Raw genomic sequence first — 24,790 nt, forward strand, 5'->3', positions numbered from 1 at the left:
GTGGTTCACCACGATTCTGAGGAATTACAGGCCGGGGATCAGGGAGATGAGCAGGTCGATGAGCTTGATGCCGATGAAGGGCGCGACCAGTCCGCCCAGCCCGTAGACGGTGAGGTTCCGGCGCAGCATGCGGTCCGCGCTGACCGGCCGGTACCGCACGCCCTTCAGTGACAGCGGCACCAGCGCGACGATGATCAGCGCGTTGAAGACGACCGCCGAGAGGATCGCGGAGTCCGGCGAGGACAGGCCCATGATGTTGAGCTTGTCCAGCCCGGGGTAGACGGCCGCGAACAGCGCCGGGATGATCGCGAAGTACTTGGCGACGTCGTTGGCGATCGAGAACGTCGTCAGCGCGCCGCGCGTGATCAGCAGCTGCTTGCCGATCTCCACGATCTCGATGAGCTTGGTCGGGTCGGAGTCGAGGTCGACCATGTTGCCGGCCTCCTTGGCGGCCGACGTGCCGGTGTTCATCGCCACGCCGACGTCGGCCTGCGCGAGGGCGGGCGCGTCGTTCGTGCCGTCACCGGTCATCGCGACCAGCTTGCCGCCGGCCTGCTCCCGCTTGATCAGCGCCATCTTGTCCTCGGGGGTCGCCTCGGCGAGGAAGTCGTCGACGCCCGCCTCCTCGGCGATGGCCTTGGCGGTCAGCGGGTTGTCGCCCGTGATCATGACGGTCTTGATGCCCATCCGGCGCAGTTCCTCGAACCGCTCCCGCATGCCGTCCTTGACGACGTCCTTGAGGTGGATGACGCCCAGCACCCGCGCCCCGTCGGCGTCTTCGACCGCGACCAGCAGCGGGGTGCCCCCGGCCTCGGCGATACGGTGGGCGAGCCGGTCCGCGTCCTCGGCGACCGTGCCGCCCTGCTCCCGCACCCAGGCCACGACCGAACCGGCCGCGCCCTTGCGGATCTTGCGCCCGTCGACGTCCACGCCGGACATCCGGGTCTGCGCGGTGAAGGCGATCCACTCGGCGCCGGTCAACTCGCCCTGATGGCGCTCGCGCAGACCGTACTTCTCCTTCGCCAGTACGACGACGGAACGGCCCTCGGGCGTCTCGTCGGCCAGCGACGACAGCTGCGCGGCGTCCGCGACCTCGGCCTCCGTCGTCCCGCTCACCGGCACGAACTCGGCCGCCCGGCGGTTGCCGAGCGTGATGGTGCCGGTCTTGTCGAGCAGCAGCGTGGAGACGTCACCGGCGGCCTCGACGGCCCGGCCGGACATGGCGAGGACGTTGCGCTGGACCAGCCGGTCCATGCCCGCGATGCCGATGGCGGAGAGCAGCGCGCCGATGGTCGTGGGAATCAGGCAGACCAGCAGGGCGACCAGCACGACCATCGTCAGCTTCGTGCCCGCGTAGTCCGCGAGCGGCGGCAGCGTGGCGCAGGCGAGCAGGAAGACGATGGTCAGGGACGCGAGCAGGATGTTCAGCGCGACCTCGTTCGGCGTCTTCTGCCGGGCCGCGCCCTCGACGAGGTTGATCATCCGGTCGATGAAGGTCTCGCCGGGCTTCGTCGTGATCTTGATGACGATACGGTCGGAGAGGACCTTGGTGCCACCCGTGACGGCCGAACGGTCGCCGCCGGACTCCCGGATGACGGGCGCCGACTCACCGGTGATCGCCGACTCGTCGACGGACGCGACCCCCTCGACGACATCGCCGTCGCCGGGGATGACATCGCCCGCCTCGCAGACGACCAGGTCGCCGATCCGCAACTCGGTGCCGGGCACGCGCTCTTCAGCCGACCCTTCGAGCCGCCTGGCCACGGTGTCGGTCTTGGCCTTGCGCAGGGTGTCGGCCTGGGCCTTGCCGCGGCCCTCGGCGACGGCCTCCGCCAGGTTGGCGAAGACCACCGTCAGCCACAGCCAGACACTGATCGTCCAGCCGAACCAGTCGCCCGGGTCCGTGAGGGAGAAGGCCGTGGTCAGTACCGACCCGATCCACACCACGAACATCACGGGCGACTTGACCATCACCCGCGGATCGAGCTTGCGGAAGGCGTCCGGCAGCGACCTGAGAAGCTGCTTCGGATCGAAGAGGCCCGCGCCGACACGGCCTTCGGGGGACTTGTGCCCGGTGGGTACGTCGTTGTGCGGCGCCCGGGTGGGAGTGGCTGTGGACATGGAGTCCTCGTGATTCGTTACGTCGGTGCTCATCACGCCAGCCCCTCGGCCAGCGGACCCAGCGCCAGGGCGGGGAAGTACGTCAGACCGGTGATGACGATGATCGTGCCGACCAGCAGACCCGCGTACAGGGGCTTGTCGGTGCGCAGCGTGCCCGCGGTGGCCGGAACCGGCGTCTGCTCGGCGAGCGAGCCGGCCAGCGCCAGCACGAACACCATCGGCAGGAAGCGGCCGAACAGCATGCACAGGCCGAGCGTGCTGTTGAACCACTGCGTGTCCGCGTTCAGCCCGGCGAAGGCCGAGCCGTTGTTGTTGGAGGCGGACGTATAGGCGTAGAGGATCTCGGAGAATCCGTGCGCCCCGCTGTTGGTCATGGAGTTCGCCGGGGTCGGCAGGGCCATCGCGAGCGCGGTGAAGACGAGCACCAGCGCCGGGGTGACCAGGATGTAGCAGGCCGCGAGCTTGATCTCGCGGGAGCCGATCTTCTTGCCCAGGTACTCGGGCGTACGGCCGACCATCAGCCCGGCGATGAACACCGCGATGACCGCCATGATCAGCATGCCGTAGAGGCCGGAGCCGGTACCGCCGGGCGCGATCTCGCCCAGCATCATCCCGAGCATGGCGACGCCGCCGCCAAGACCCGTGAACGACGAGTGGAAGGCGTTCACCGCGCCGGTCGAGGTGAGCGTGGTCGAGGTCGCGAAGATCGAGGAGGCACCGACGCCGAACCGCACCTCCTTGCCCTCGTACGCCCCGCCCGCGAGGTCGAACGCCGGGCCGTGGTGGGCGAACTCGGTCCACATCATCAGGGCGGTGAAGCCGATCCAGATGGTGGCCATCGTCGCGAGGATCGCGTAACCCTGCCTGACCGAGCCGACCATGAGGCCGAAGGTGCGGGTCAGGGCGAACGGGATCACGAGGATCAGGAAGATCTCGAAGAGGTTCGAGAACGGCGTGGGGTTCTCGAAGGGGTGGGCACTGTTGGCGTTGAAGTAGCCGCCGCCGTTGGTGCCGATCTCCTTGATGGCCTCCTGCGAGGCGACCGCGCCGCCGTTCCACTGCTGCTGGCCGCCCATGAACTGTCCGACCTCGTGGATGCCGGAGAAGTTCTGGATCGCACCGCAGGCGACCAGCACGACCGCGGCGACGGCCGCCAGCGGCACGAGAACGCGGACGACACCCCGCACCAGGTCGGCCCAGAAGTTGCCGAGTTCACCGGTACGCGAGCGGGCGAACCCGCGCACGAGGGCGACCGCGACGGCGATGCCCACGGCCGCGGACACGAAGTTCTGCACGGCGAGACCGGCCGTCTGCACGACGTGGCCCATGGCCTGCTCGCCGTAGTACGACTGCCAGTTGGTGTTGGTGACGAACGAGACGGCCGTGTTGAACGCCTGGTCCGGGTCGATGGACCGGAAGCCGAGCGACCTGGGCAGGACACCCTGGAGCCGCTGCAGCAGATAGAGGAAGAGCACGCCGACGACGGAGAAGGCGAGGACGCCGCGCAGATAGGCGGGCCAGCGCATCTCGGTGTCGGGGTCGGCTCCGATGCCCTTGTAGATCCACCTCTCGACGCGCCAGTGGCGGTCGGAGGCGTAGACCCTGGCCATGTAGGTGCCCAGGGGTATGTAGGCGAGGGCCAGCGCGCCGATCAGGGCGAGCAGCTGGAGGACGCCGGCGGTTACGGGACCCATGGCTGTGCTCAGAACCTCTCCGGGAAGATCAGGGCGAGGACGAGATAGCCCAGCAGGGCGACGGCCACGACGAGGCCGACGACGTTCTCGGCGGTCACAGCTTGGTCACCCCCTTGGCGACGACAGCCACCAGCGCGAAGCACGCGATCGTGATGGCGACGAAGGCCAGATCGGCCATCGTGGACTCCTGGAGTGAGGTTCGGTTCGGACAGGGACGTCTGTTCGGACAGGGACGTCTAGAGGAAACAGCTCGCGCGGCCGGATTCGGCCGCCGTTGACGGGTCCCTTACGGCGCTCTGCGCGGCCTTGACGGGACCCATACGCGGACCGCGGTGCGAGCAGGTCGGTCGGGTCCGGTGGGGTCGGGTCGGGTGGGGTCGGGTCACGGTCAGGGCAGGCGGAACCGCAGTCGGCAGATCACCGCGTCGGTCTCCCGCCGCACGGCATGCGCGACCACGGCACCCCGCTGGTTCTGCAGGAGCCGCTGCCACACGCGCTCCGGCTCCGTCTCCGGGATCAGCACGGTGACCCGGGTGGCCGGCTCGGACGCCGTGACGGCACGGACGTAGGCGGCGATGGGCCGGCCCAGACTGCGCCGCTCGCAGGTCAGCCGGATCAGCGGCACCCCCGGGTCCCACTCGGCCCACGACCGCTCCAGGGCGTGCAGGGCGGCACGGTCCTCGGGATCGGGGCAGCAGACGGAGACGGCGCGGACCTCGTCGCCGAGGGACGCCGCGGCGGTCAGGGCCTCCGAGGTCAGCCGGGACAGCGACGACACGGGCACGATCACGACGGAGCGCTCGCGGTGCGGGTGCTCGGGGACCCGGCCGAGGCCCAGCCGCTCGCCGATCCGTACATAGGCGCGGTGCACGGTCTCGAAGGCCGCGACCAGCAGGGGCAGGGCGATCACGATCAGCCAGGCGCCCTGCGCGAACTTGGTGGCGGTGACGACGACGGCCGCGACTCCGGTGAGGCCGGCACCGAGGCCGTTGAGCGCGGCCTTCCCCCGTCGGCCGGGGCCGCGTTCCAGCCGCCAGTGCCGGACCATGCCGACCTGGGCGATGGTGAAGCCGACGAAGACGCCGATGGCGAACAGGGGCACCAGGGTGTTGGTGTCACCGCCGGAGAAGACCAGCAGCGCGGCCGATACGACGGCGAGGGCGAGGACGCCGTGCCGGTGGACCTGCCGGTCGGCCTTCAACGCGAAGACATGCGGCAGGTAGTTGTCGCGGGCCAGCAGTTTCAGCAGCACGGGGAGGCCGCCGAACGAGGTGTTCGCGGACAGGGCCAACAGGATCATCGTCGCGAACTGGACCAGGTAGAAAGCCCAGTTGTGGCCGAACGAGGCTTCCGCGAGCTGGGCGAGAACCGTGACGCCGTCGACCGGCTGGAGGTGGAAGCGGGAGATCAGCACCGACAGACCGACCAGCATCACACCGAGTACGGCGCCGAGGGCGACCTCGGCGCGCTGGGCACGCTGGACGCGCGGGACGCGGAAGGAGGGGACGGCGTTGGCGATGGCCTCGACGCCGGTGAGGGCGGAGCAGCCGGAGGCGAAGGCCTTCAGCAGGAGCAGGGTGCCCACGGCGGTGGCGTTGTCGGCCACGGCCGAGGCGTGGCCCGCGGCGGCCTGCGTGCTCGCCGGCGCCGACCGGAACAGCCCGACGACTATCAGCACGAGCACGGAGCCGACGAAGACGACGGTCGGTGCGACGAAGGCCTTCGCCGACTCGGCGATGCCGCGCAGGTTCACCGCCGTGATCAGCGCGAGCACGGCCAGGCACAGCCACAGCCGGTCGTCGTGGAGCGCCGGGAAGGCCGAGGTCAGCGCGGCCACGCCGGCGGTGACGGCGACGGCGACGTTGAGGACGTAGTCCAGGACGAGCGAGGCCGCCGCGACCAGGCTCGTGCGCCTGCCCAGGTGCGTCCTGGCCACGGCGTAGGAGCCGCCACCGTCCGGGAAGGCCGCGATCACCTGCCGGTACGAGGCCACCAGCACCGCCAGCAGTCCGGCGATGGCCAGCGTGACCGGGAGCGTGAATCCGAGTCCGTGGGCGCCGGCCGCGGCCAGCACCAGCACGATCGCCTCGGGCCCGTAGGCCACCGATGCCATCGCGTCGAGAGAGAGGGCGGCGAGGCCGGTGATGGCGGTGAGCCGATGCCGTTCGCCGGAATCCGGCGGCTCCTCGTCGGTGGGGGTCGCCCCGGGCTCGGTGGTCAGGACGGACATGGGATGCGGGCTCCTTCGTACGGACGAGCGGGCACCCGCGACGGGCCGCGCGTGCCGCACCCAGGTTCTGTCCGGATCCCGCCGCTCCCCGCCCCTCCTTGCGCGTTCTTCGCGCGCAACCGGCCGACCTTGACGCCACGTTGACGCGCCCCGCCCGCCTGCGACCGGGCAGACGGCCGCCCGGCGTGCTGATCGTGAACGCGATGCCGGCGACACGGGGACCCGCGATCGACCTCCGGTCGGCATCCGCCGCACAAGCCCCTCCACCAGGGGGCACACACACGATGACGCTGCGTATCCACCCCGCACAGACAGGCCGGCCACCCGTCACCCCATCAGCCCAACCACGCCCTACCGGCCCAGCCACCCCCGACCAGCGCCGAACCGCGCATCTCGTACCGCAGCCACGGCCGACATGCCGAGTCTTAACGGAAGCTTGACGCCCGCAGCACCCCGATCCGTGGGCCCGCGCGTCACTCTCTGCTTACGCTGGTGCCGCCGTCCGCGTGATGGCCGGAACCACGCGCCGACCCGCACATCAGGAGCACGCCGATGGCCACGACCGAACACCCCCCGCCCAGTCGCCTGCGCGCCTGGATGCTGGAGGGCCTGTCCGACATGGGCAAGGGCCACGGCCGCGAGGAACAGCAGGCCGAGCCCGAGTCCAAGCTGGAGCACAAGGGCCAACGCTGGTACCGCGTCATGTGCCTCACCGGCGTCGACTACTTCTCGACCCTCGGCTACCAGCCGGGCATCGCGGCCCTCGCGGCCGGCCTGCTGTCACCCGTCGCCACGATCGTGCTGGTGATCGTCACCCTGGCGGGAGCCCTGCCCGTCTACCGGCGCGTGGCCGAGGAGAGCCCGCACGGCCAGGGCTCGATCGCGATGCTGGAGCGGCTGCTGACCTTCTGGAAGGGCAAGCTCTTCGTCCTGACCCTGCTGGGCTTCGCCGCCACCGACTTCCTGATCACCATCACCCTGTCGGCGGCCGACGCCTCGACGCACCTGGTCGAGAACCCGCATCTGAACAGCGCCCTGCACGACAAGCAGATGCTGATCACCCTCATCCTGGTGGCCCTGCTGGGCGCGGTCTTCCTCAAGGGGTTCCTGGAGGCGATCGGTGTCGCCGTGGCCCTGGTCGGCGCCTACCTCGCGCTGAACGTCGTCGTGGTGGCCGTCGGCTTCTACCACGTCGTCACCGAGGGACACGTCGTCACCGACTGGTCCAACGCCCTCACGGCCGAGCACGGCAACATCTTCGTCATGATCGGCGTGGCCCTGATCGTCTTCCCCAAACTGGCGCTGGGCCTCTCCGGTTTCGAGACCGGCGTAGCCGTGATGCCGCACGTCAAGGGCGACCCGGGCGAGACCGAGGAGAGCCCCCGGGGCCGTATCCGGGACACGAAGAAGCTGCTCACCACCGCAGCCGTGATCATGAGCTGCTTCCTGATCGCGACGAGCTTCATCACCACGCTGCTGATCCCGGAGAAGGAGTTCGAGTCGGGCGGACAGGCCAACGGCCGTGCGCTGGCATTCCTGGCGCACGAGTACCTCGGTGGCGCCTTCGGCACGGTCTACGACGCCTCGACGATCGCCATCCTGTGGTTCGCCGGCGCCTCCGCCATGGCCGGTCTGCTCAACCTGATGCCGCGCTATCTGCCCCGCTACGGCATGGCCCCGCACTGGGCGAGGGCCGTCCGCCCGATGGTCATCGTCTTCACCCTGGTCGCCTTCCTGGTCACCTGGATCTTCGACGCCGACGTCGACGCCCAGGGCGGCGCCTACGCCACCGGCGTGCTGGTCCTCATCAGCTCGGCCGCCATCGCCGTGACCATCGCCGCCCGCAAGGCCGGCCAACGCAACTGGACCATCGGCTTCGCGGTCATCTCGGCGGTGTTCCTCTACACCACCGTCGTCAACGTCATCGAACGCCCCGACGGTGTGAAGATCGGCGCCTGCTTCATCGCCGGCATCATCCTGGTCTCACTCCTGTCCCGACTGGCCCGTGCCTTCGAGCTCCGCGTGACCGACGTGACGCTCGACGGCATGGCGGAACGTTTCGTCAGAGACATGGCCAGCCGCAAGATCCGCCTCATCGCCAATGAGCCCGACCGGCGGGACAAGGCCGAGTACCGCGACAAGATCGAGCAGATCCGGGCCGACAACGACATCCCGGACCAGGAGGACTTCGTCTTCGTCGAGGTGACGGTCACCGACCCGTCCGAGTTCGAGGCGGGCCTGACCGTACGCGGCGAGGTCCTGCACAACCGCTACCGGGTCCTGACCCTGGAGTCCTCCTCCATCCCCAACGCCCTGGCCGCCCTGCTCCTGCACGTCCGCGACTCCACCGACCGCATCCCCCACATCTACTTCGAGTGGACCGAGGGCAACCCCTTCACCAACTTCCTGCGCTTCTTCCTCTTCGGCCAGGGCGAGGTCGCCCCGGTCACCCGAGAGGTACTGCGCGAGGCCGAGCCGGACCGGGACCGCCGGCCCCGCGTACACACCGGCTGAAACGGCCGCGCCCATCAGGATCGCGTCAAGGTTGCGCCGTAAGGCGTCAGAGCACCGCAGGCACGGGGTCGTTCCGGCGCCCGGACCCCTACCGTCGGCACTGTGCTGGGATACGGACGGCGTCCGACCCCGACCGGCGACCGCCACTGGCGCGGCAGTGCCCGGTTCGCCCTCGGCTGCGCTCTGCTCTTCCTCGGCATGACCCTCCTGGTCGACCTGGACGGGGCAACCCTCACCCCGGCCCGCACCCTCCTCTGGCTGGCCCTGACCGCCCTGCTCTTCACGATCCTGTTCCCCCAGCGCGTGACGGCGGGCCCGGGCTGGCTGGAGGTCCGCGGCCTCCTACGCCGACAGACCGTCCGCACCGACGAACTCGTCGCCGTACGCCGACACGGCCGCGTCACCGCCCTCCTCACCCTCCGCGACACAGACGGCAACCGCCTCGACCTGGACCCCCGCGTCCTGATCGCCAACCCCTTCCTCTGGCACGAACTCGACACCGGAGTCCGCCGCTCCCGCGCACACGGCACCCTGCTCGAAGGCACCGACGTCCTGGAGCAACTGGCCCACCAGATCGACGACGCCACCACCCAGGCCGTACTCAGAGCATCAGGCTTCTCCTGACCCCCACCCTCCAACCGACGCCCAAGACAAAGTCCCTCGACACCAGCCGAGACCTCCACCCCTCCCCCGTCCGACGCTGAGCCACGCCCCTCGACCTCAACCCCACAAGCCGAACCCGCCCACACCAACACGGACCGGCACCCCCAACCCGACCAGCATTCGCCGTCGATGCCGCACCGCCCCAACCCCCCACCCACCCCACGGGGCTCAGCCTCACGACTGCCCGCGGCCCCTCTCCACCGACTGCCCGCGGCCCCTCTCCACCCCGCCCCAGGCCCGTCCAACGCTTGACGGGGAGACCGTGCCGCCCCAAGCCCCACCCACCCGCACGGGGCTTCGCCGCATGACTGCCCACGCGCTCCCAGCCCGTCCAACGTTCGACGACGAGGCCTCACACCCACGAGCTCCGCCTCATGCCTGCCCGCACCCCTCCTCAACACCGACCCAGGCATCCCCAGCCCGTCCGGCGTTTGAGGACGAGGCCGTTCAGGCCGATGGGGGTCCAGGGGGCGCAGCCCCCTGGCGGGGTCGAAGGGGCGGAGCCCCTTCAAGGGATGGGACGGGTAGGGGCGGCGGGGGCGAAAACCACCCGTCGCAACCGACCAGCACCCCTACAGGCTCGGCCAGGCAACACACCCCCTCAACCTCAGCCCAACTACGGTGGGACCCAAACCCCTCAAAACCACACAACCCGCACACCCGAACGCCCGAACACCCCCACCGTCAGCCAGCGAGGCACCCCCATGACCCTGAGCATCCGCAACCAACTCCCCGGCACCATCACAGCCATCACCCCCGGCGAAGCCATGGCCACCGTAAAAATCCACCTCACCGGCGGCCAACTCCTCACCGCAGCAATCACCCTGGACGCCCTAAACGACCTCCCCCTCACCCAAGGAACCCCCGTAACCGCTCTGGTGAAAGCCACAGACATCTCCCTCGCCACCACCCCGATCCAGGGCCTGTCCATCCGCAACCAGCTCCCCGGCACCATCACCGGCATCGCCACAGGCCCCGCAATGGCCTCAGTCAAGATCGCCGTAGACGGCGCAGCCCTCACCGCAGCCATCACCACCGACGCCACCACCGACCTCGCCCTGACCCCCGGCACGCCCGTCATCGCCCTGATCAAGGCAACAGAGGTAGCCCTGACAACAACATGAACCGCAAAGGGCTCCGCCCCGGCCAACCACGACCGGAACGGAGCCCTCCGCACACCTACCCCCGCAGCCCTACAGGCCCCGCGAGCACACCCCGCAAACGTCAGCCCTCATACGCGTCCATCGGCGGACAAGAGCACACGAGATTCCGATCCCCGAAGGCCTGATCAATCCGCCGCACAGGCGGCCAGTACTTGTCGGCAACCGACCCCCCAGCCGGGAACACAGCCTCCTCACGGCCGTAGGCGTGCCCCCACTCCCCACTCAACGCCCCGGCAGTATGCGGAGCATTCCGCAACGGATTGTCCTCGGCAGGCCACTCCCCCGCCCCGACCTTCTCGATCTCCCCACGAATAGCGATCATCGCCTCGCAGAACCGGTCGAGTTCACCCAGATCCTCGGACTCGGTCGGCTCGATCATCAGCGTCCCCGCCACCGGGAACGACATCGTCGGCGCATGGAAGCCGTAGTCGATGAGCCGCTTGGCCACGTCGTCGACGCTCACCCCGGTCGCCTTGGTCAGCGGCCGCAGATCGATGATGCACTCGTGCGCGACGAGCCCACCCGGCCCGGTGTAGAGCACCGGGTAGTGCGGCTCCAGCCGCTTGGCGATGTAGTTGGCGGACAGCACGGCCACCTGCGTGGCCCGCTTCAGCCCCTCGCCGCCCATGAGCCGTACATACGCCCAGGAGATCGGCAGGATCCCCGCGGAACCCCAGGGCGCGGCGGAGATCGGCCCGACCCCCGTCTCCGGCCCGGCGGCGGGCTGCATCGGGTGGTTCGGCAGATACGGCGCAAGATGCGCCCGCACACCGACCGGCCCGACACCCGGACCGCCGCCACCATGCGGAATGCAGAAGGTCTTGTGCAGATTCAGATGCGAGACGTCACCGCCGAAGTGCCCCGGCTTGGCCAGCCCCACCAGCGCGTTGAGGTTGGCGCCGTCGACGTACACCTGCCCGCCGGCCTCGTGCACCTGGGCGCAGATGTCGGCGACGTGCTCCTCGAACACACCGTGCGTCGACGGGTACGTGATCATCAGCACCGACAGCTCGTCCCGGTGCTTCTCGATCTTCGCCCGCAGGTCCTCGACGTCGATCTCACCGTCGTCGGCGGTCTTCACTACGACGACCTTCATACCGGCCATGACGGCACTGGCCGCGTTGGTCCCATGGGCGGAGGACGGAATCAGACACACGGTCCGCTGCTCGTCCCCGTTGGCCCGGTGGTATCCGCGCACGGCGAGCAGCCCGGCCAGCTCACCCTGCGACCCGGCGTTGGGCTGCAACGACACCTTGTCGTACCCGGTGACCTCGGCGAGACGTTCCTCCAGCTCACGGATGAGCGTCAGATAGCCCTGCGCCTGCTCGGCGGGCGCGAAGGGGTGCAGCTGCCCGAACTCCGGCCAGGTGACCGGCTCCATCTCGGTCGTCGCGTTGAGCTTCATCGTGCAGGACCCCAGCGGGATCATGCCCCGGTCCAGCGCGTAGTCGCGGTCGGCGAGCCTGCGCAGGTAGCGCAGCATCGCGGTCTCGGAACGGTGCTGGTGGAACACGGGGTGCGTGAGGTACTCGTCGTCGCGCAGCAGCCCGTCCGCCAACGCGTCCTCGGTCACCGCGTCCAGCGCCTCGATGTCCCCCTCGACCCCGAACGCCGTCCACACGGCACCCAGCTGGGCCCGGTTCGTGGTCTCGTCACACGCGACGGAGACGTGGTCGGCGTCGACGAGGTGCAGGTTGACCCCGTTCTGCCGGGCGGCGGCGACGATCTCGGAGGCCTTCCCCGGCACCCGTACGGTCAGCGTGTCGAAGTAGGAGCCGTGCACGACCTCGACCCCACCGGCAGCGAGCCCGGCGGCCAGGACGGAGGCGTACCGATGCGTGCGCCGGGCGATGCCGCGCAGCCCGTCGGGCCCGTGGTACACGGCGTACATCCCGGCCATCACGGCGAGCAGCACCTGAGCCGTACAGATGTTGCTGGTGGCCTTCTCCCGCCGAATGTGCTGCTCACGCGTCTGCAGGGCCAGCCGGTACGCCTTGTTCCCATCGGCATCCACGGACACGCCCACGAGGCGCCCCGGCAGGCTGCGCGCGAACTTCTCATGTACGGCCATGTAGCCGGCGTGCGGCCCCCCGAAGCCCATCGGCACACCGAACCGCTGCGTCGTCCCGACCGCGATGTCCGCCCCGAGCTCGCCGGGCGACTTCAGCAGCGTGAGCGCGAGCAGATCGGCGGCGACGGTGACAAGGGCGCCGAGCTCATGGGCCTGCTCGATGACGGGCTTGATATCGCGTACGACACCGGAGGCACCCGGGTACTGAAGGAGCACGCCGTTGATCTCACGCGAGGCGACGTCGGCCGGGATCCCCCCACTGAGGTCGGCGACGACGACCTCGACCCCCGTGGGTTCGGCCCGGGTCTCGATCACGGCGATGGTCTGCGGAAGCACATCCGCGTCGACCAGGAACAGCCCCTTCTTGTTCTTGCCCATCCGCCGGGACAGGGACATGGCCTCGGCCGCCGCCGTCCCCTCGTCGAGCAGCGAGGCACCGGAGGTCGGCAGCCCGGTGAGGTCGGCGACCATGGTCTGGAAGTTGAGCAGCGCCTCGAGCCGCCCCTGCGAGATCTCGGGCTGATACGGCGTGTAGGCCGTGTACCAGGCCGGATTCTCCATCACGTTCCGCAGGATGACCGGCGGCGTGAAGGTCCCGTAGTACCCGAGCCCGATCATGGAATCCAGCACCTGATTGCGATCGGCGAGCGACCGCAGCTCGGCGAGCACCTCGGCCTCGGTACGCGCCCCCGGCAGATCGAGGGAGTCGGCGTTCTTGATCACATCCGGCACGGCGGCGGCGGTGAGCTCGTCGAGCGAGCCGTACCCGACGTGGGCGAGCATCTTGGCCCGAGCCTCATGATCAGGCCCGATATGACGCTGCTCGAAAGGGATCCCCTGTTCGAGCTCGGAGAGCGGAATGCGATGGGCGGTCATTACGGAGGCCTCCTGGTCTGACACGACCTTCGAGGGGCACCACGGCACGGGTACCCGGACGGCCTCCCCCTCTGTCATCTCAACCTGAGAGCTTCACCGGGTCACCACAGGGCGCCCGGCTTTCACCGTCGGTGAGAGCGGAAGCCGTCGACACCCGCCCTGCTTTCCAGAGTGACCTCGTCCGTGCGGTACGTGTGCCTGAGAGATTCCGGGGAGGATTTGCTCCTTCGGCGCCTCCGGATGGTGTCCGGAGGACTCTCCCGCACGGGGTCAGCAGCCGCTAGCCAGCCTACCAGCGGGGTCAACGCACGTACCTTCGAGTGGCCGCGCTCACCAATCTGCCTTTTCGTAGTGCTTACGACTGCTTCCGGATGAGTTGCGAACAAGTGGAGGGTCCGTGCAGACCGACATCGATCCGCGCAATCTGATCGGCCGCAAGGCCTTCGACCGCAACGGCACCAAGATCGGCACCATCGACGAGGTCTACCTCGACGACGCGACCGGAGTGCCGGAATGGGCAGCGATACGCACCGGCCTGTTCTCCCGCGACGCCTTCGTCCCCCTCGAGCCCAGCGAACTGGTAGAAGGCAGCCTCCACATCCCCTTCGACCGAGCCCTGATCAAAGACGCCCCCGACTTCGGCGTAGGCCGCCACCTCTCCCCCGAACAGGAACTCCAGCTCTACCACCACTACGGCCTCGACGTAGCCCCTCCTCTCCCACCCCCGGACCGGGACTTCGGCAACATCGCAGGCCAGGAAACCCCAGAAGACAACGGCCCCAGGCCAACCCACCCCCACCCCTGACCCCACATCCCGCCGACCAGCACCATGGGCAACCCACGCCCCCCAACGGAGCCCAGACGACGCCGCCTCACCACGTCTCCCGACTCCACGTGCACCCAGCACCCAGCACCCAGCCATGACTCCCCCTCTCGTGGCTCGGCCCACCAACGCAGCCGCCGGACACCGCGCCCCGCCTGCCCAGCAGAGGCATCCGCACGAGGCCGCCGCACACAGGCCCCGGCCACGCACGCGCCGCGCCCCATCCGGCTGCTCGGACAGCGGGCACCGCCAACAGCCCTCCCACCAGGCAGAGACAGCCGCGCTCAAGCCCCGGCCACGCCGCGCTCCCCCGCCAGCCCAGCCCCCCTCACCTCTAAGGCTTCACCAGCCCCAGACCCACCAGCTCCCCCACTGCCCCGAACTAGTCCAGCTTCTCCAGGTTCTCCAGCCCGCCCCACAGACCTGTCCCGCACCAACGGCAACGGCTCCGCCCCCTCCAACCCCGGATCATCAACCCGAAACGTCCGCACCCTCCCCGGCCCAGAAGACTCGGGCGTCTCGAACCGCACGGTCACCCGCCCGACCCCACTCCCCTGCACCCATCCATGCCCGTACTCGACGTGCCGCACGTCGTGCCCGGCAACCCACCGCCGCTCCACGGGCCCCGCGACCCGCTGCTCACCAGCCGGCTCCTCCTCACCGTCCTCCGCGAAGTGCGCCGCCCCCTCCCCCGCCACCTGCGCGAACAGATCCTCCTGCGTGTAGTCGGCCAGCCCGCTGACCCCCACCCCCAACAGCCGCACCCCACCCGTCGTGTCCACAGAATCCAGCAGCCGAGCCGCAGCCTCCCGCACCACCGCCGGATCGTCCGTGGGCCCTCGCAGCGTCTCGGAACGGGTCAGCGTGGAGAAGTCGTACCTCCGCACCTTCAGGACGATGGTCCGCCCCGACAGTCCGGCCCCCCGCAACCGCCGCACACACCGGTCGGCCAGCCGCTGCACCTCCAGCCCGACCCGCACCCGGTCATGGATGTCCACGTCATACGTGTCCTCGACCGACACCGACTTGGCCTCCCTCTCGGCCACCACAGGCCGATCGTCATGGGCCAGCGCCATGGCGTACAGGGCGTGCCCATGAGCCTTGCCCAGCAGCCGTACGAGCTCGTCCTCCCCCGCCTCGGCGATCTCGTCCACCGTGTGGATCCCGGCCCGCCGCAGATGGTCCCCGGTCGCCGGCCCCACTCCCGGCAGGGTCCGCACCGACATCGGCCCGAGCAACGCCCGCTCCGACCCCGGCTCGATGACCACCAGCCCATCGGGCTTGGCCTGCTCCGAGGCGATCTTCGCGAGCATCTTGGACGCGGCCAGCCCCACCGACCCCGCGAGCCCCGTGACCGCCCGTATGTCGGCCCGCAGCCTCGCCCCCACCAACCGCGCCGACTCCTCGTCCCAGGCCGAACCCCCCGCCTCCAGATCCACGAAAGCCTCATCCAGGCTCAAGGGCTCCACCAGCGGCGACAACTCGCGCAGCAACGCCATGACCTGCTCGCTGATGTCCCGGTAGATCCCGAAACGCGGCACGAGATACGCGGCATTCGGTGCCAGCCGACGTGCCTGGGCCATGGGCATCGCCGAGTGCACCCCGAACACCCGAGCCTCATAGGAGGCGGTGGCGACGACTCCCCGCGGCCCGAGCCCGCCCACGACCACGGCCTTGCCGCGCAGGCTCGGCTTGGATGCCTGCTCCACCGAGGCGTAGAAGGCATCCATGTCGAGATGCAGGATCGTAGGCGCGTTCCTCACATCTCCGATGCTGCCTCACGCCACTGACAATGCCCTGCCACGACCGCATGATTTACGGCCCTCCGCACAACCCACGGCGCTCGAACCGGCCAGGGGATAGGGCTGCCGCCAACGAGCTCAGACGGCCCGGTTGCGCCGCCGAGCCAACTCGTCCGCCGGGTTGTGCCCGACCAGCGTCTCCCCGGTGTCGATCCGCTCCCCGTGCAGCTGCGACAAGGCGCCCTCGACGTCCCGCCACACCACGCCCACGGCGATCCCGAAGATCCCCTGCCCACCCTGAAGCAGCGCGTGCACCTCGTCCGGCGACGTGCACTCGTACACCGTCGCGCCGTCGCTCATCAGCGTCATGCGCTCCAGATCGCGAAAGCCCCGCTCCCGCAGATGCTGCACGGCGGTGCGGATGTTCTGCAACGACACACCGGTGTCGAGGAACCGCTTGACGATCTTCAGAACGACGACGTCGCGGAAGCTGTAGAGCCTCTGCGTCCCCGACCCGTACGCGGGCCGCACGCTGGGCTCGACGAGTCCGGTGCGCGCCCAGTAGTCCAGTTGCCGATAGGTGATGCCGGCGGCCGCACACGCCGTCGGACCCCGGTAGCCGATCTGCTCGGTCTCCATGGACGCCGCCCCTCCGCCGCTGCTCGGCACGGCCGTCGGTCGCTGCGGAGCGTGATCGGCCGCGCTGCCCTGAAGCGGGCTGCCGTGAAGCGGGTACGGGCCGCTCGCCCCGAGACGTCCGGGGGCACCCCCAGCCGTACCGTCGCCGCTGCTTCTCACGCCGACCTCCGTCCTTGACCTGCCTTCTCGACGGTAGGCAGTCACCAGGGGTGCGTCAACGATCGCCACACTCGGCACGCCGAGTGATAATCACCCTAGGAGTGGTTTCCCGTACCCCACCGCGGGGAAAGGCTAGCCGAATGCACTCGGAGCGGGCCGCAGGACGCTCTCCCTCGCCGCTGGCAAATGCCGGCATTTGAGTTGTAACCGACTGTGGGCCGCGCCACCACGGACCGCAAGTCCGCCGGGTCGCCGCCCACGTCTCCTCACGGGCTTCGAGTCCTCACTGGCTGCTGGTGCCGAAGTCCTCGGGCGAGATCTGGTCGAGAAACTCGCGGAACTTCTCCACCTCGTCCTCCTGCTCGTCCGGGATCGCGATGCCCGCGTCGTCGAGGACCCCGTCGCTGCCGTAGATCGGCGTTCCGGTGCGCAGGGCCAGCGCTATGGCATCGGACGGGCGGGCACTCACCTCGACGCCGCTGGCGAACACCAGCTCGGCGTAGAAGACACCCTCACGTAGGTCCGTGATGCGCACTTCGGTGAGCTCCTGGCCGACGGCCTCCAGCACGTCCTTGAACAGGTCGTGGGTCAGCGGTCGCGCGGGGGCCATGCCCTGCTGGGCGAAGGCGATGGCCGTCGCCTCCCCCGGCCCGATCCAGATGGGGAGGTAGCGGTCGCCTCCCACTTCACGCAGGAGCACGATCGGTTGGTTGGAGGGCATTTCGACCCGGACACCTACGACATCGAGCTCGTTCACACAGCAACCCTAGGCCGTGCTCGGGACGTTTGGGTAGTCGGGCAGAGAACGGGTGGCCGATCCGGCCTTCCTGTGCATGCCCCGCTCAGGGCAGCCGCACCCCGAGAGCGGTCTGCACGAGCGCTGCGTGCAGCTTCACGGTGAGGCCCGCCAGCTCCTTGGCGCGCGCCTCGGCGTGAGCCCTGGTCTGCGGGTTGCGGTGCCGTCTCAGCGGCGCCACGACCTGGTCCACGAGCCCGGCCTCACGGTCGGCGGCGCCCTTCATCACCCGCAGATGCCTCGGCTCGATCCCGAACCGCCCGAGCTCGGCGACAAGCCCGGCCACGGTGACCGCCTCAGCGTCGTACGCCCCGTCCGGCAGCGGAGTGATCAGGCCGTACGACTCCCACTCCGCGAGCTCCTGCTCGCCGATCTCGGCGGCGGCGAGCAGCGCGGCCCGCCCGATCCGGGCCGCCGTGGGGGCCTGGACGGCCTCCAGGACCGTTTCTCCATCACGCTGGCGGCACACGGCCGGCAGCGCGGCGGCCTCACCACGCTCCATGGCGTCCAGGTGCTCGCGGATCACCTTGAGCGGCAGATAGTGGTCCCGCTGCATCCGCAGCACATGGCCGAGCCGCTCGACGTCCTGCGCGCTGAACTTGCGATACCCCGAGGGGGTCCGCCGCGGCTCGACGAGACCCTCCGCCTCCAGAAAACGAATCTTGGAGATGGTGATGTCAGGGAACTCCTCGCGCAGCACGTTCAGCACCGCGCCGATGCTCAGCAGCCGACCGTCCGTGGCGGCGATACCGTGCCCGGCACCGCCGCTCGGTGTTTTCAGCATGGACCTTCCCTGGTTCTCCCCGGACGGGCTCCGGGGGAGGGTCAGTAGCCCCGCTGGCTCGCGTAGAAGACCAGCCGGTACTTGCCGATCTGCACCTCGTCGCCGTTGTTCAGAGCGACCTGGTCGATCCGCTCACGGTTGACGTACGTGCCGTTCAGACTGCCGACGTCGGCCACCGTGAACGAGCCGTCCTGCGCCCGGCGGAACTCCACGTGCCGGCGCGAGACCGTGACGTCGTCCAGGAAGATGTCACTCTGCGGGTGACGCCCGGCCGTGGTCAGATCGCCGTCCAGCAGGAACCGGCTGCCCGAGTTCGGCCCACGGCGCACCACCAGGAGCGCGGAGCCCAGCGGCAGCGCGTCCACGGCGGCCTGGGCCTCGGGCGACAGCGCCGGGATCGCGGTCTGACCGGTGGTCTCGGCGTCGTAGGCCTCCAGACCGGAGATGGAGATCGTGGAGGTCGTCTCGGACGGACGCTCGGGCGCCGCACCGGCCCGCAGCGGCGCGCCACAGTTGGAACAGAAGCGGCTGTTCTCCGCGTTGCGGTTACCGCACCTCGTACACACCAGGGCCGACATCGGGGAAAACCCTCCACCCGTACTCGAGGTTGACGGTTGCCCGAAACCTATGCCGCCGGACTGGCCAGGGTCAACCGACGGCGCGCCCTGACCTCCGAAAATGTCACCGCCCGGCCCAGACACCTGGTCCCGGAACAGGGGGCGCTGACCCTCGTCATCCCCCTGTGTGCGGTGACGAGCGGTCGCGTTGTCGCTACCCTCTCGCGCGCTCTTGCCGAACAACTTCGCAAACAACTTCACGGGCGATTCCCCTTGACCGAAACAGACCCGCCCGTGGGGCAGGACGAACCCTGACTGCACTCTCTGACCGACCCGGACATCCTCACAACGTCCGTCTCCACCAGACAGTTTCCACCACGCACCACCCATTCGGTGCGCCGACCCCCCGCAACCTCATGCCCTCGCCGGACGTCCCCCATGCACCCCCGGTTCACTGCGAGGACGACCGAGCGTAGTCAGGCCGCTTCGCCACTCGCAAGGCGTCCACGACGATCTTGTCCGACCGCTCGATGGTCACGGTGGCCTGCTCCTTCTCGAAGGTCTGCACCACGCCTCCAGGGATGTTGAGCGCCGGTTCGAGGTCCTGCGGCTTGCCGATGACCTTGAAACGAACGGGAGCGTTGATCTTGTTCCCGTCGACGCTCACGCTGTTGCCCGAATCGGTCAGATAGGTGTCGGCGACGACGCGCACGCCGTTCACCTGGATCGCTTCCGCGCCGGCGGCGCGCAGCTCCTGGATCGCGTCGAGCAGCATGTCCGCTTCGACCGTCCCCTTCGTGTCCTCGATGGTCATCGTGATACCGGGTCCCTGCGCGGCCACAGTGCCCGCCAGAATGCCGAGTTGCTTCTCCTTCTCGACCGTCTGCCTGCGGGCCTCCTCGGCCTGGTTCGAACTGTTCTCCAGCTCGTCCCGCTGCTTCTCCAGACCTTGCTTCTCGTCCTCAAGACGCTGAGTTCGGTCATCCAGTTCATCGAGGATGCGAACGAGATCTTCCTGACGTGCGCCGCGCAGCGCACTGTCACCGTCGCTGTTCGAGGCGACCTGGACGGCCAGACCGAAGCCGAGGCCGAACAGCAGCAGGGCGACGATGAGTTGGGCCCTGGTGACCCGGGGCGGCCACAACCCCTTCGCCAACCGCTGCCGACCGGTCAGCTGAGGCGACTGCTCCTCGGCGGCGCTGTCCACGGCCTCCGTCGACTCCGCGGCCGCCGGGACCTCCTCGGGCAGCTCCTTGCGCAGCCTGTTCTCCGCGCTCTCCTCGTGGTTGCTCATCGGCCTCACGCCCGGAACACGTGCCGGCGAATCGCCGCGGCGTTCGAGAAGATACGGATGCCGAGCACGACGACGACACCGGTGGACAACTGGGCTCCCACACCCAACTTGTCGCCCAGGAAAACGATCAGCGCGGCCACCACCACGTTGGACAGGAACGACACGACGAAGACCTTGTCGTCGAAGATGCCGTCAAGCATGGCCCGCAGGCCGCCGAACACGGCGTCCAGTGCCGCGACGACGGCAATCGGCAGATAAGGCTCGACGACCGCCGGAACCTCAGGCCGGACCAACAGGCCGGCCACTACTCCCACGACGAGGCCCAGTACGGCGATCACGATGTGCCCTTCTCGGTTTTCTCGGTGTTCGGCTGTGCGGTACGCACGATCACACTCGGTGCGGCGGGCAACCGGAGGTCGTCCTCCACGAAGATGCCGGTGCGGATGCCGTACTCCTCACGCAGTGCATCCAGGTACAACCCGTTGACGCTCGCCTGGAACCTGTCGCGGAGCCGCTCCCCGTCCCCCACCGCAAGCACGGTGTACGGCGGGACCAGCGGCTTGTTGTCGACCAGTATCGCGTCGCCCGCCGCCCTGATCGCGGAGAGCGCGGTCAAGCGCTGCCCGTTGATGGCGATGGCCTCGGCACCGGACTCCCACAGCCCGTTGACCACGCGCTGCATGTCCCGGTCCTTCACACGGCCGGTGTCGGAGAACCCCGACGTCCCGCGCGGGTCCCCGTCGCCGCCTGCACCGGCCTCCTTGGCGTCGTTCACGACCAGCTTCACCCCGGGCCCGTGCACCTCGACAGAGCCCGCCAGGATGCCCACGAGATCCGCCTGCTCGCTGTCGCCGGTCGACTTGAGCGCCTCCCGCTGCCGCGCGCTCACGTCGTCGCGCAGTTTGTCGACGCTCTCCTCCAGCCGGTCCGCCGCCGCGGTCTCACGGTCGATACGGTCGACCAGCTCCTCGCGCTCCTTGGCCACGACGGGCGCCGCGACCCGCGCCTGCGCGGCACCAACGGTCACCACGAGCGCCGCGAGCACCAGCCCGGCCGCGAGCCCCAGCTTCGCCCTGAGCGTCTTCGGCAGGCCACCCTCGCCGGCGGCCTTCTTGCGGGCGGCTGCCTCGGCATAGCCGTCGTCGAGGCTGTGATCCATGACGTTGGTGAGTAGCGACATGGACGCGTCCGGACGCGTGGGGCGCGTAGGTGTGCTCCGAACGGGGGGCTGCGGCATGCCGCACATCGTCGCACGTCGCCACCGATACCTCCGAATGGCCCCACCGGCGTGCCGGACGGGCCCGTTGTGGAGGCCCGTCCGGCACGCGCGCGTGGTCGTGCTTCAGCGGCCGGCGCTGTCCACGACCGCCGCCCATTCATCCAGCAGAGCCTGCGCGGACGCGTCGTCCGGCCCCTCCGCCCACAGATGCGTGACCGCTTCTGCCGGGTCGGGCAGAACCATCACCCAGCGCCCGTCGGTCTCCACGACCCGCACACCATCGGTCGTGTCGACAAAGCGATCTCCTGCTGCCTCCACGACCCGCCGCATCACAAGCCCCTTGACGGCCCACGGAGTCGCGAGATCCCGCTTGATGACATGCGCCCGCGGAATCCGCGCGTCGATCTGGCTGAGCGTGAGCTGCGTACGCGCCACCAGGCCGATCAGCCGTACAAAGGCCGCCGTACCGTCGAAGACGCTGCTGAACTCCGGGACGATGAACCCGCCCTTGCCGTCACCACCGAAGATCGTCGTGTCGTCGCGCCCCACGCGCGTCAGGTCGTCCGGCGAGGTCGTCGTCCACTCCACCTGAGTCCCGTGATACGCCGCCACCTGCTCGGCGATCCTCGTCGTGGTCACCGGCAGCGCCACCCGCCCGCTGCGCCGCTCCGCGGCCACGAGGTCCAGCATGACGAGCAGCGCACGGTCGTCCTCGACGATCCGCCCCTTCTCGTCGACCAGCGACAGCCGCTCTCCGACCGGATCGAACCGCACGCCGAACGCCGCCCGCGCGGACGCCACGATCTCTCCCAGCCGCACCAGCCCAGACCGCCGCGCATCCGCCGACTCCGTGGGCCTGGACTCGTCGAGCCCGGGATTGATCGTCAGCGAGTCCACACCGAGCTTGCCGAGCAGACTGGGCAGCACAAGCCCCGCGCTGCCGTTAGAGGCATCGACGACGACCTTCAGCCCCGACTCCGAAATCCCCGTCGTATCGACGTTCCGCAGCAACGACCCGGTGTAGGAGTCGAAGACACTGGCCGGAAAATGCAGGTCCCCGATCTCCCCCGGGAACGCCCGCCGGTACTCCTGCCGCGCGAACACCCGGTCCAGCTTCCGCTGACTGGCCTGCGACAGGTCGGCTCCCCGCCCGTCGAAGAACATGATGTCCACGGAATCCGGCACCCCGGGCGTCGTCCGGATCATGATCCCACCGGCACTACCTCGCGCGGTCTGCTGCCGCGCCACAGGCAGCGGTACGTTCTCCAGGTCGCGTACGTCGATGGCGCTGGCCTGCAACGCGGAGATGACCGCCCGCTTCAGCGCCCGCGCGCCACGGGAGTGGTCGCGGGCCGTCGTGACGGTGGACCCCTTCTTCAGGGTCGTCGCATACGCGCCGGCGAGGCGCACAGCCAGCTCGGGCGTGATCTCCACGTTCAGGATCCCGGAGACACCACGGGCACCGAAGAGATGCGCCTGCCCCCTGGACTCCCAGATCACCGAGGTGTTGACGAAGGCGCCGGCCTCAATCGTCTTGAACGGATAGACGCGTACATTGCCCTGGACGATCGATTCTTCACCGATCAGGCACTCGTCCCCGATGACCGCGCCGTCCTCGATCCGAGCGGCGCGCATGATGTCGGTGTTCTTCCCGACGACGCAACCGCGCAGATTGCTGTGCTGCCCGATGTACACGTTGTCGTGGACCACGGCCTTGTGCAGAAAGGCCCCGCTCTTCACGACCACGTTCGAGCCGACGACGGTGTGCTCCCGGATTTCCGCCCCGGCCTCGACCTTGGCGTAATCCCCGATGTAGAGAGGCCCGCGCAGAACGGCATCCGGATGCACCTCGGCGCCTTCCGCCACCCACACACCCGGCGAGATCTCGAAGCCGTCGATCTCGACGTCGACCTTGCCCTCCAGGACGTCGGCCTGCGCCTTCACGTAGCTCTCGTGAGTACCAACGTCCTCCCAATAGCCCTCGGCAACGTACCCGTAGATCGGCTTGCCTTCCTTCATCAGCTGCGGGAAGACATCGCCGGACCAGTCCACGGGAACGTCGGCCTCGACGTAGTCGAAGACCTCGGGCTCCATCACATAGATACCGGTGTTCACGGTGTCCGAGAAGACCTGCCCCCAGGTCGGCTTCTCGAGGAAGCGCTCGACCTGACCTTCCTCATCCACGATCGTGATACCGAATTCCAGCGGATTGGGCACACGCGTCAGACAGACCGTGACCAGCGCGCCCTTTTCCTTGTGGAAGTTGATCAGCTCGGTGAGGTCGAAGTCGGTCAGGGCATCACCGGAGATGACAAGGAAAGCATCGTCCTTCAACGCCTCTTCGGCGTTCTTGACGCTTCCGGCGGTACCGAGTGGCTTCTCCTCGTTGGCATAGGTGAGCTCCATTCCGAGCTCTTCCCCGTCACCGAAGTAGTTCTTGACCAGAGAGGCCAGGAACTGAACTGTCACGACGGTCTCATTCAGACCATGCCTTTTGAGCAGCCTCAGAACGTGCTCCATGATCGGCCGGTTGGCCACCGGCAGGAGCGGCTTGGGCATGCTTGAGGTCATGGGACGAAGGCGCGTGCCTTCGCCCCCGGCCATCACGACGGCCTTCATGTCGGAAGCGTCCTCCTCGAAGAGACGACGGTCTAGCCGACTTCACCCGTCCAGATTGTCCCGCACTTTTCCACTGCGGGCCATCGAGCCGCTAAGGCAGCTTCAATCCGCGAGTTCAATCGGCCATGGCGTCCGCACGGACCAGGCGGCGGACTTGTACCACGTAGAGGACTCCTGCCCACCAGTACAGCGTCGTACCCCATCCGGCGAACGCCCATCCGAAAATAGCAGCCAGTGACGGGATCCATCCACTTCCGTCACTGAGCAGCAGCAACGGGAAGGCATACATCAGGTTGAAGGTGGCGGCCTTCCCCAGGAAGTTCACTTGCGGCGGCGGATAGCCATGCCGTCTGAGGATGCCCACCATGACCAGCAGAACCAGCTCGCGCGCCAAAAGTGCAGCGGTCAGCCAGACGGGCAGAATCTCGCGCCAGGTGAGACCGACCAACGTCGAGAGAATGTAGAGCCTGTCAGCCGCGGGGTCGAGCAGCCGGCCGAGGCTGCTGATCTGGTTCCAACGCCGCGCGAGCTTGCCGTCCAGGTAGTCAGTGACGCCACTCAGAGCCAGCACCAGAAGGGCCCAGCCGTCACTCTCCGGCCCGCCGAACTCAGGCCTGAGAATCAGCCACAGGAACAGCGGCACGCCAAGCAGCCGCGCCATGCTGAGGATGTTGGGGATGGTGAGGACCCGGTCCGTCTGAACACGAGTCTCCTGGACCTCCACCCGGGGGCCTCCTGTGGGAAACGTACTTACGATGCCCCCTGACCCTACCTCAACGCAAAAAAGCTCTGGCTCTTGGGTTGTTTGCCCAAGAGCCAGAGCTCT

General features: G+C 68.8%; 19 protein-coding genes and 1 riboswitch. Of the genes, 4 read left to right on the forward strand and 15 right to left on the reverse strand.

Translation table 11 applies throughout. The features are described from left to right. Positions 1–24 precede the first annotated feature (24 nt). From kdpB to AQJ67_RS32905, 4 genes are all read right to left on the reverse strand, one after another. Entirely contained in the window at positions 25–2,154 is a 2,130-nt protein-coding gene (gene kdpB / locus AQJ67_RS32890) for a potassium-transporting ATPase subunit KdpB (protein WP_208615083.1), read from the reverse strand. Next, on the reverse strand, positions 2,154–3,815 hold the full coding sequence (gene kdpA, locus AQJ67_RS32895) for a potassium-transporting ATPase subunit KdpA (RefSeq protein WP_062722997.1): 1,662 nt from the start codon (positions 3,813–3,815) through the stop codon (positions 2,154–2,156). Before kdpA ends, kdpB begins: the two co-directional genes overlap by 1 nt. Positions 3,816–3,823: 8 nt before the next feature. Further along, entirely contained in the window at positions 3,824–3,913 is a 90-nt protein-coding gene (gene kdpF / locus AQJ67_RS32900; protein ID WP_009326374.1) for a K(+)-transporting ATPase subunit F, read from the reverse strand. 290 nt (positions 3,914–4,203) lie between these two features. Further along, positions 4,204–6,045, reverse strand: a complete 1,842-nt coding sequence (locus AQJ67_RS32905) for an APC family permease (RefSeq protein WP_062722998.1) — start codon at positions 6,043–6,045, stop codon at positions 4,204–4,206. A gap of 552 nt (positions 6,046–6,597) precedes the next feature. On the opposite strand from AQJ67_RS32905, the gene AQJ67_RS32910 reads away from it, so the two are divergent. The 3 genes from AQJ67_RS32910 (at position 6,598) to AQJ67_RS32920 (ending at position 10,346) form a co-directional block, all read left to right on the forward strand. Then, the gene (locus AQJ67_RS32910) at positions 6,598–8,559 is read left to right on the forward strand and encodes an APC family permease (RefSeq protein WP_062722999.1); all 1,962 of its coding nucleotides are present in this window, start codon (positions 6,598–6,600) and stop codon (positions 8,557–8,559) included. 102 nt (positions 8,560–8,661) lie between these two features. After that, entirely contained in the window at positions 8,662–9,183 is a 522-nt protein-coding gene (locus tag AQJ67_RS32915) for a hypothetical protein (RefSeq protein ID WP_062723000.1), read from the forward strand. Between the two features lie 743 nt (positions 9,184–9,926). Further along, the gene (locus tag AQJ67_RS32920; RefSeq protein WP_062723001.1) at positions 9,927–10,346 is read left to right on the forward strand and encodes a TOBE domain-containing protein; all 420 of its coding nucleotides are present in this window, start codon (positions 9,927–9,929) and stop codon (positions 10,344–10,346) included. Between the two features lie 100 nt (positions 10,347–10,446). Here the strand turns inward: AQJ67_RS32920 and gcvP are convergent, their stop codons facing one another. Then, positions 10,447–13,332: an aminomethyl-transferring glycine dehydrogenase gene (gcvP, locus tag AQJ67_RS32925; protein WP_062723002.1), complete on the reverse strand. Its 2,886-nt coding sequence runs from the start codon at positions 13,330–13,332 to the stop codon at positions 10,447–10,449. 176 nt (positions 13,333–13,508) lie between these two features. After that, positions 13,509–13,605, reverse strand: a riboswitch (glycine riboswitch). A 124-nt stretch (positions 13,606–13,729) separates the two neighbouring features. On the opposite strand from gcvP, the gene AQJ67_RS32930 reads away from it, so the two are divergent. Continuing rightward, positions 13,730–14,137 carry a PRC-barrel domain-containing protein gene (locus AQJ67_RS32930; protein ID WP_062723003.1) on the forward strand — a complete coding sequence of 136 codons (408 nt, stop codon included), beginning with the start codon at positions 13,730–13,732 and terminating at the stop codon, positions 14,135–14,137. 302 nt (positions 14,138–14,439) lie between these two features. Here the strand turns inward: AQJ67_RS32930 and AQJ67_RS32935 are convergent, their stop codons facing one another. From AQJ67_RS32935 to clsA, 10 genes are all read right to left on the reverse strand, one after another. Further along, positions 14,440–15,918: a DNA polymerase IV gene (locus AQJ67_RS32935; RefSeq protein WP_079056296.1), complete on the reverse strand. Its 1,479-nt coding sequence runs from the start codon at positions 15,916–15,918 to the stop codon at positions 14,440–14,442. Positions 15,919–16,035: 117 nt separating this feature from the next. Next, on the reverse strand, positions 16,036–16,695 hold the full coding sequence (locus AQJ67_RS32940) for a MerR family transcriptional regulator (protein WP_079056297.1): 660 nt from the start codon (positions 16,693–16,695) through the stop codon (positions 16,036–16,038). A 283-nt stretch (positions 16,696–16,978) separates the two neighbouring features. Next, positions 16,979–17,452 carry a bifunctional nuclease family protein gene (locus tag AQJ67_RS32945; RefSeq protein ID WP_004002801.1) on the reverse strand — a complete coding sequence of 158 codons (474 nt, stop codon included), beginning with the start codon at positions 17,450–17,452 and terminating at the stop codon, positions 16,979–16,981. A gap of 85 nt (positions 17,453–17,537) precedes the next feature. Further along, positions 17,538–18,275 (reverse strand): transcriptional regulator FtsR, encoded by a 738-nt coding sequence (gene ftsR / locus AQJ67_RS32950; protein ID WP_062723005.1) that lies wholly within the window; start codon positions 18,273–18,275, stop codon positions 17,538–17,540. Between the two features lie 41 nt (positions 18,276–18,316). Further along, on the reverse strand, positions 18,317–19,222 hold the full coding sequence (locus tag AQJ67_RS45880) for an FHA domain-containing protein (protein ID WP_079056298.1): 906 nt from the start codon (positions 19,220–19,222) through the stop codon (positions 18,317–18,319). 61 nt (positions 19,223–19,283) lie between these two features. Beyond that, positions 19,284–20,126 carry a DUF881 domain-containing protein gene (locus AQJ67_RS32960; protein WP_062723007.1) on the reverse strand — a complete coding sequence of 281 codons (843 nt, stop codon included), beginning with the start codon at positions 20,124–20,126 and terminating at the stop codon, positions 19,284–19,286. Positions 20,127–20,131: 5 nt separating this feature from the next. After that, complete coding sequence (locus AQJ67_RS32965; protein ID WP_003988855.1) at positions 20,132–20,464, reverse strand: small basic family protein; 333 nt, start codon at positions 20,462–20,464, stop codon at positions 20,132–20,134. Further along, positions 20,461–21,372: a DUF881 domain-containing protein gene (locus AQJ67_RS32970; protein ID WP_107123045.1), complete on the reverse strand. Its 912-nt coding sequence runs from the start codon at positions 21,370–21,372 to the stop codon at positions 20,461–20,463. The genes AQJ67_RS32965 and AQJ67_RS32970 overlap by 4 nt, the downstream gene beginning before the upstream one ends. A gap of 96 nt (positions 21,373–21,468) precedes the next feature. Continuing rightward, complete coding sequence (locus AQJ67_RS32975; protein WP_062723009.1) at positions 21,469–23,964, reverse strand: mannose-1-phosphate guanyltransferase; 2,496 nt, start codon at positions 23,962–23,964, stop codon at positions 21,469–21,471. Positions 23,965–24,079: 115 nt separating this feature from the next. Continuing rightward, positions 24,080–24,688 carry a cardiolipin synthase ClsA gene (gene clsA, locus AQJ67_RS32980; RefSeq protein ID WP_062723010.1) on the reverse strand — a complete coding sequence of 203 codons (609 nt, stop codon included), beginning with the start codon at positions 24,686–24,688 and terminating at the stop codon, positions 24,080–24,082. Positions 24,689–24,790: the final 102 nt, after the last annotated feature.

It is taken from the genome of Streptomyces caeruleatus, assembly GCF_001514235.1.
Classification (GTDB): Bacteria; Actinomycetota; Actinomycetes; order Streptomycetales; family Streptomycetaceae; genus Streptomyces; species Streptomyces caeruleatus.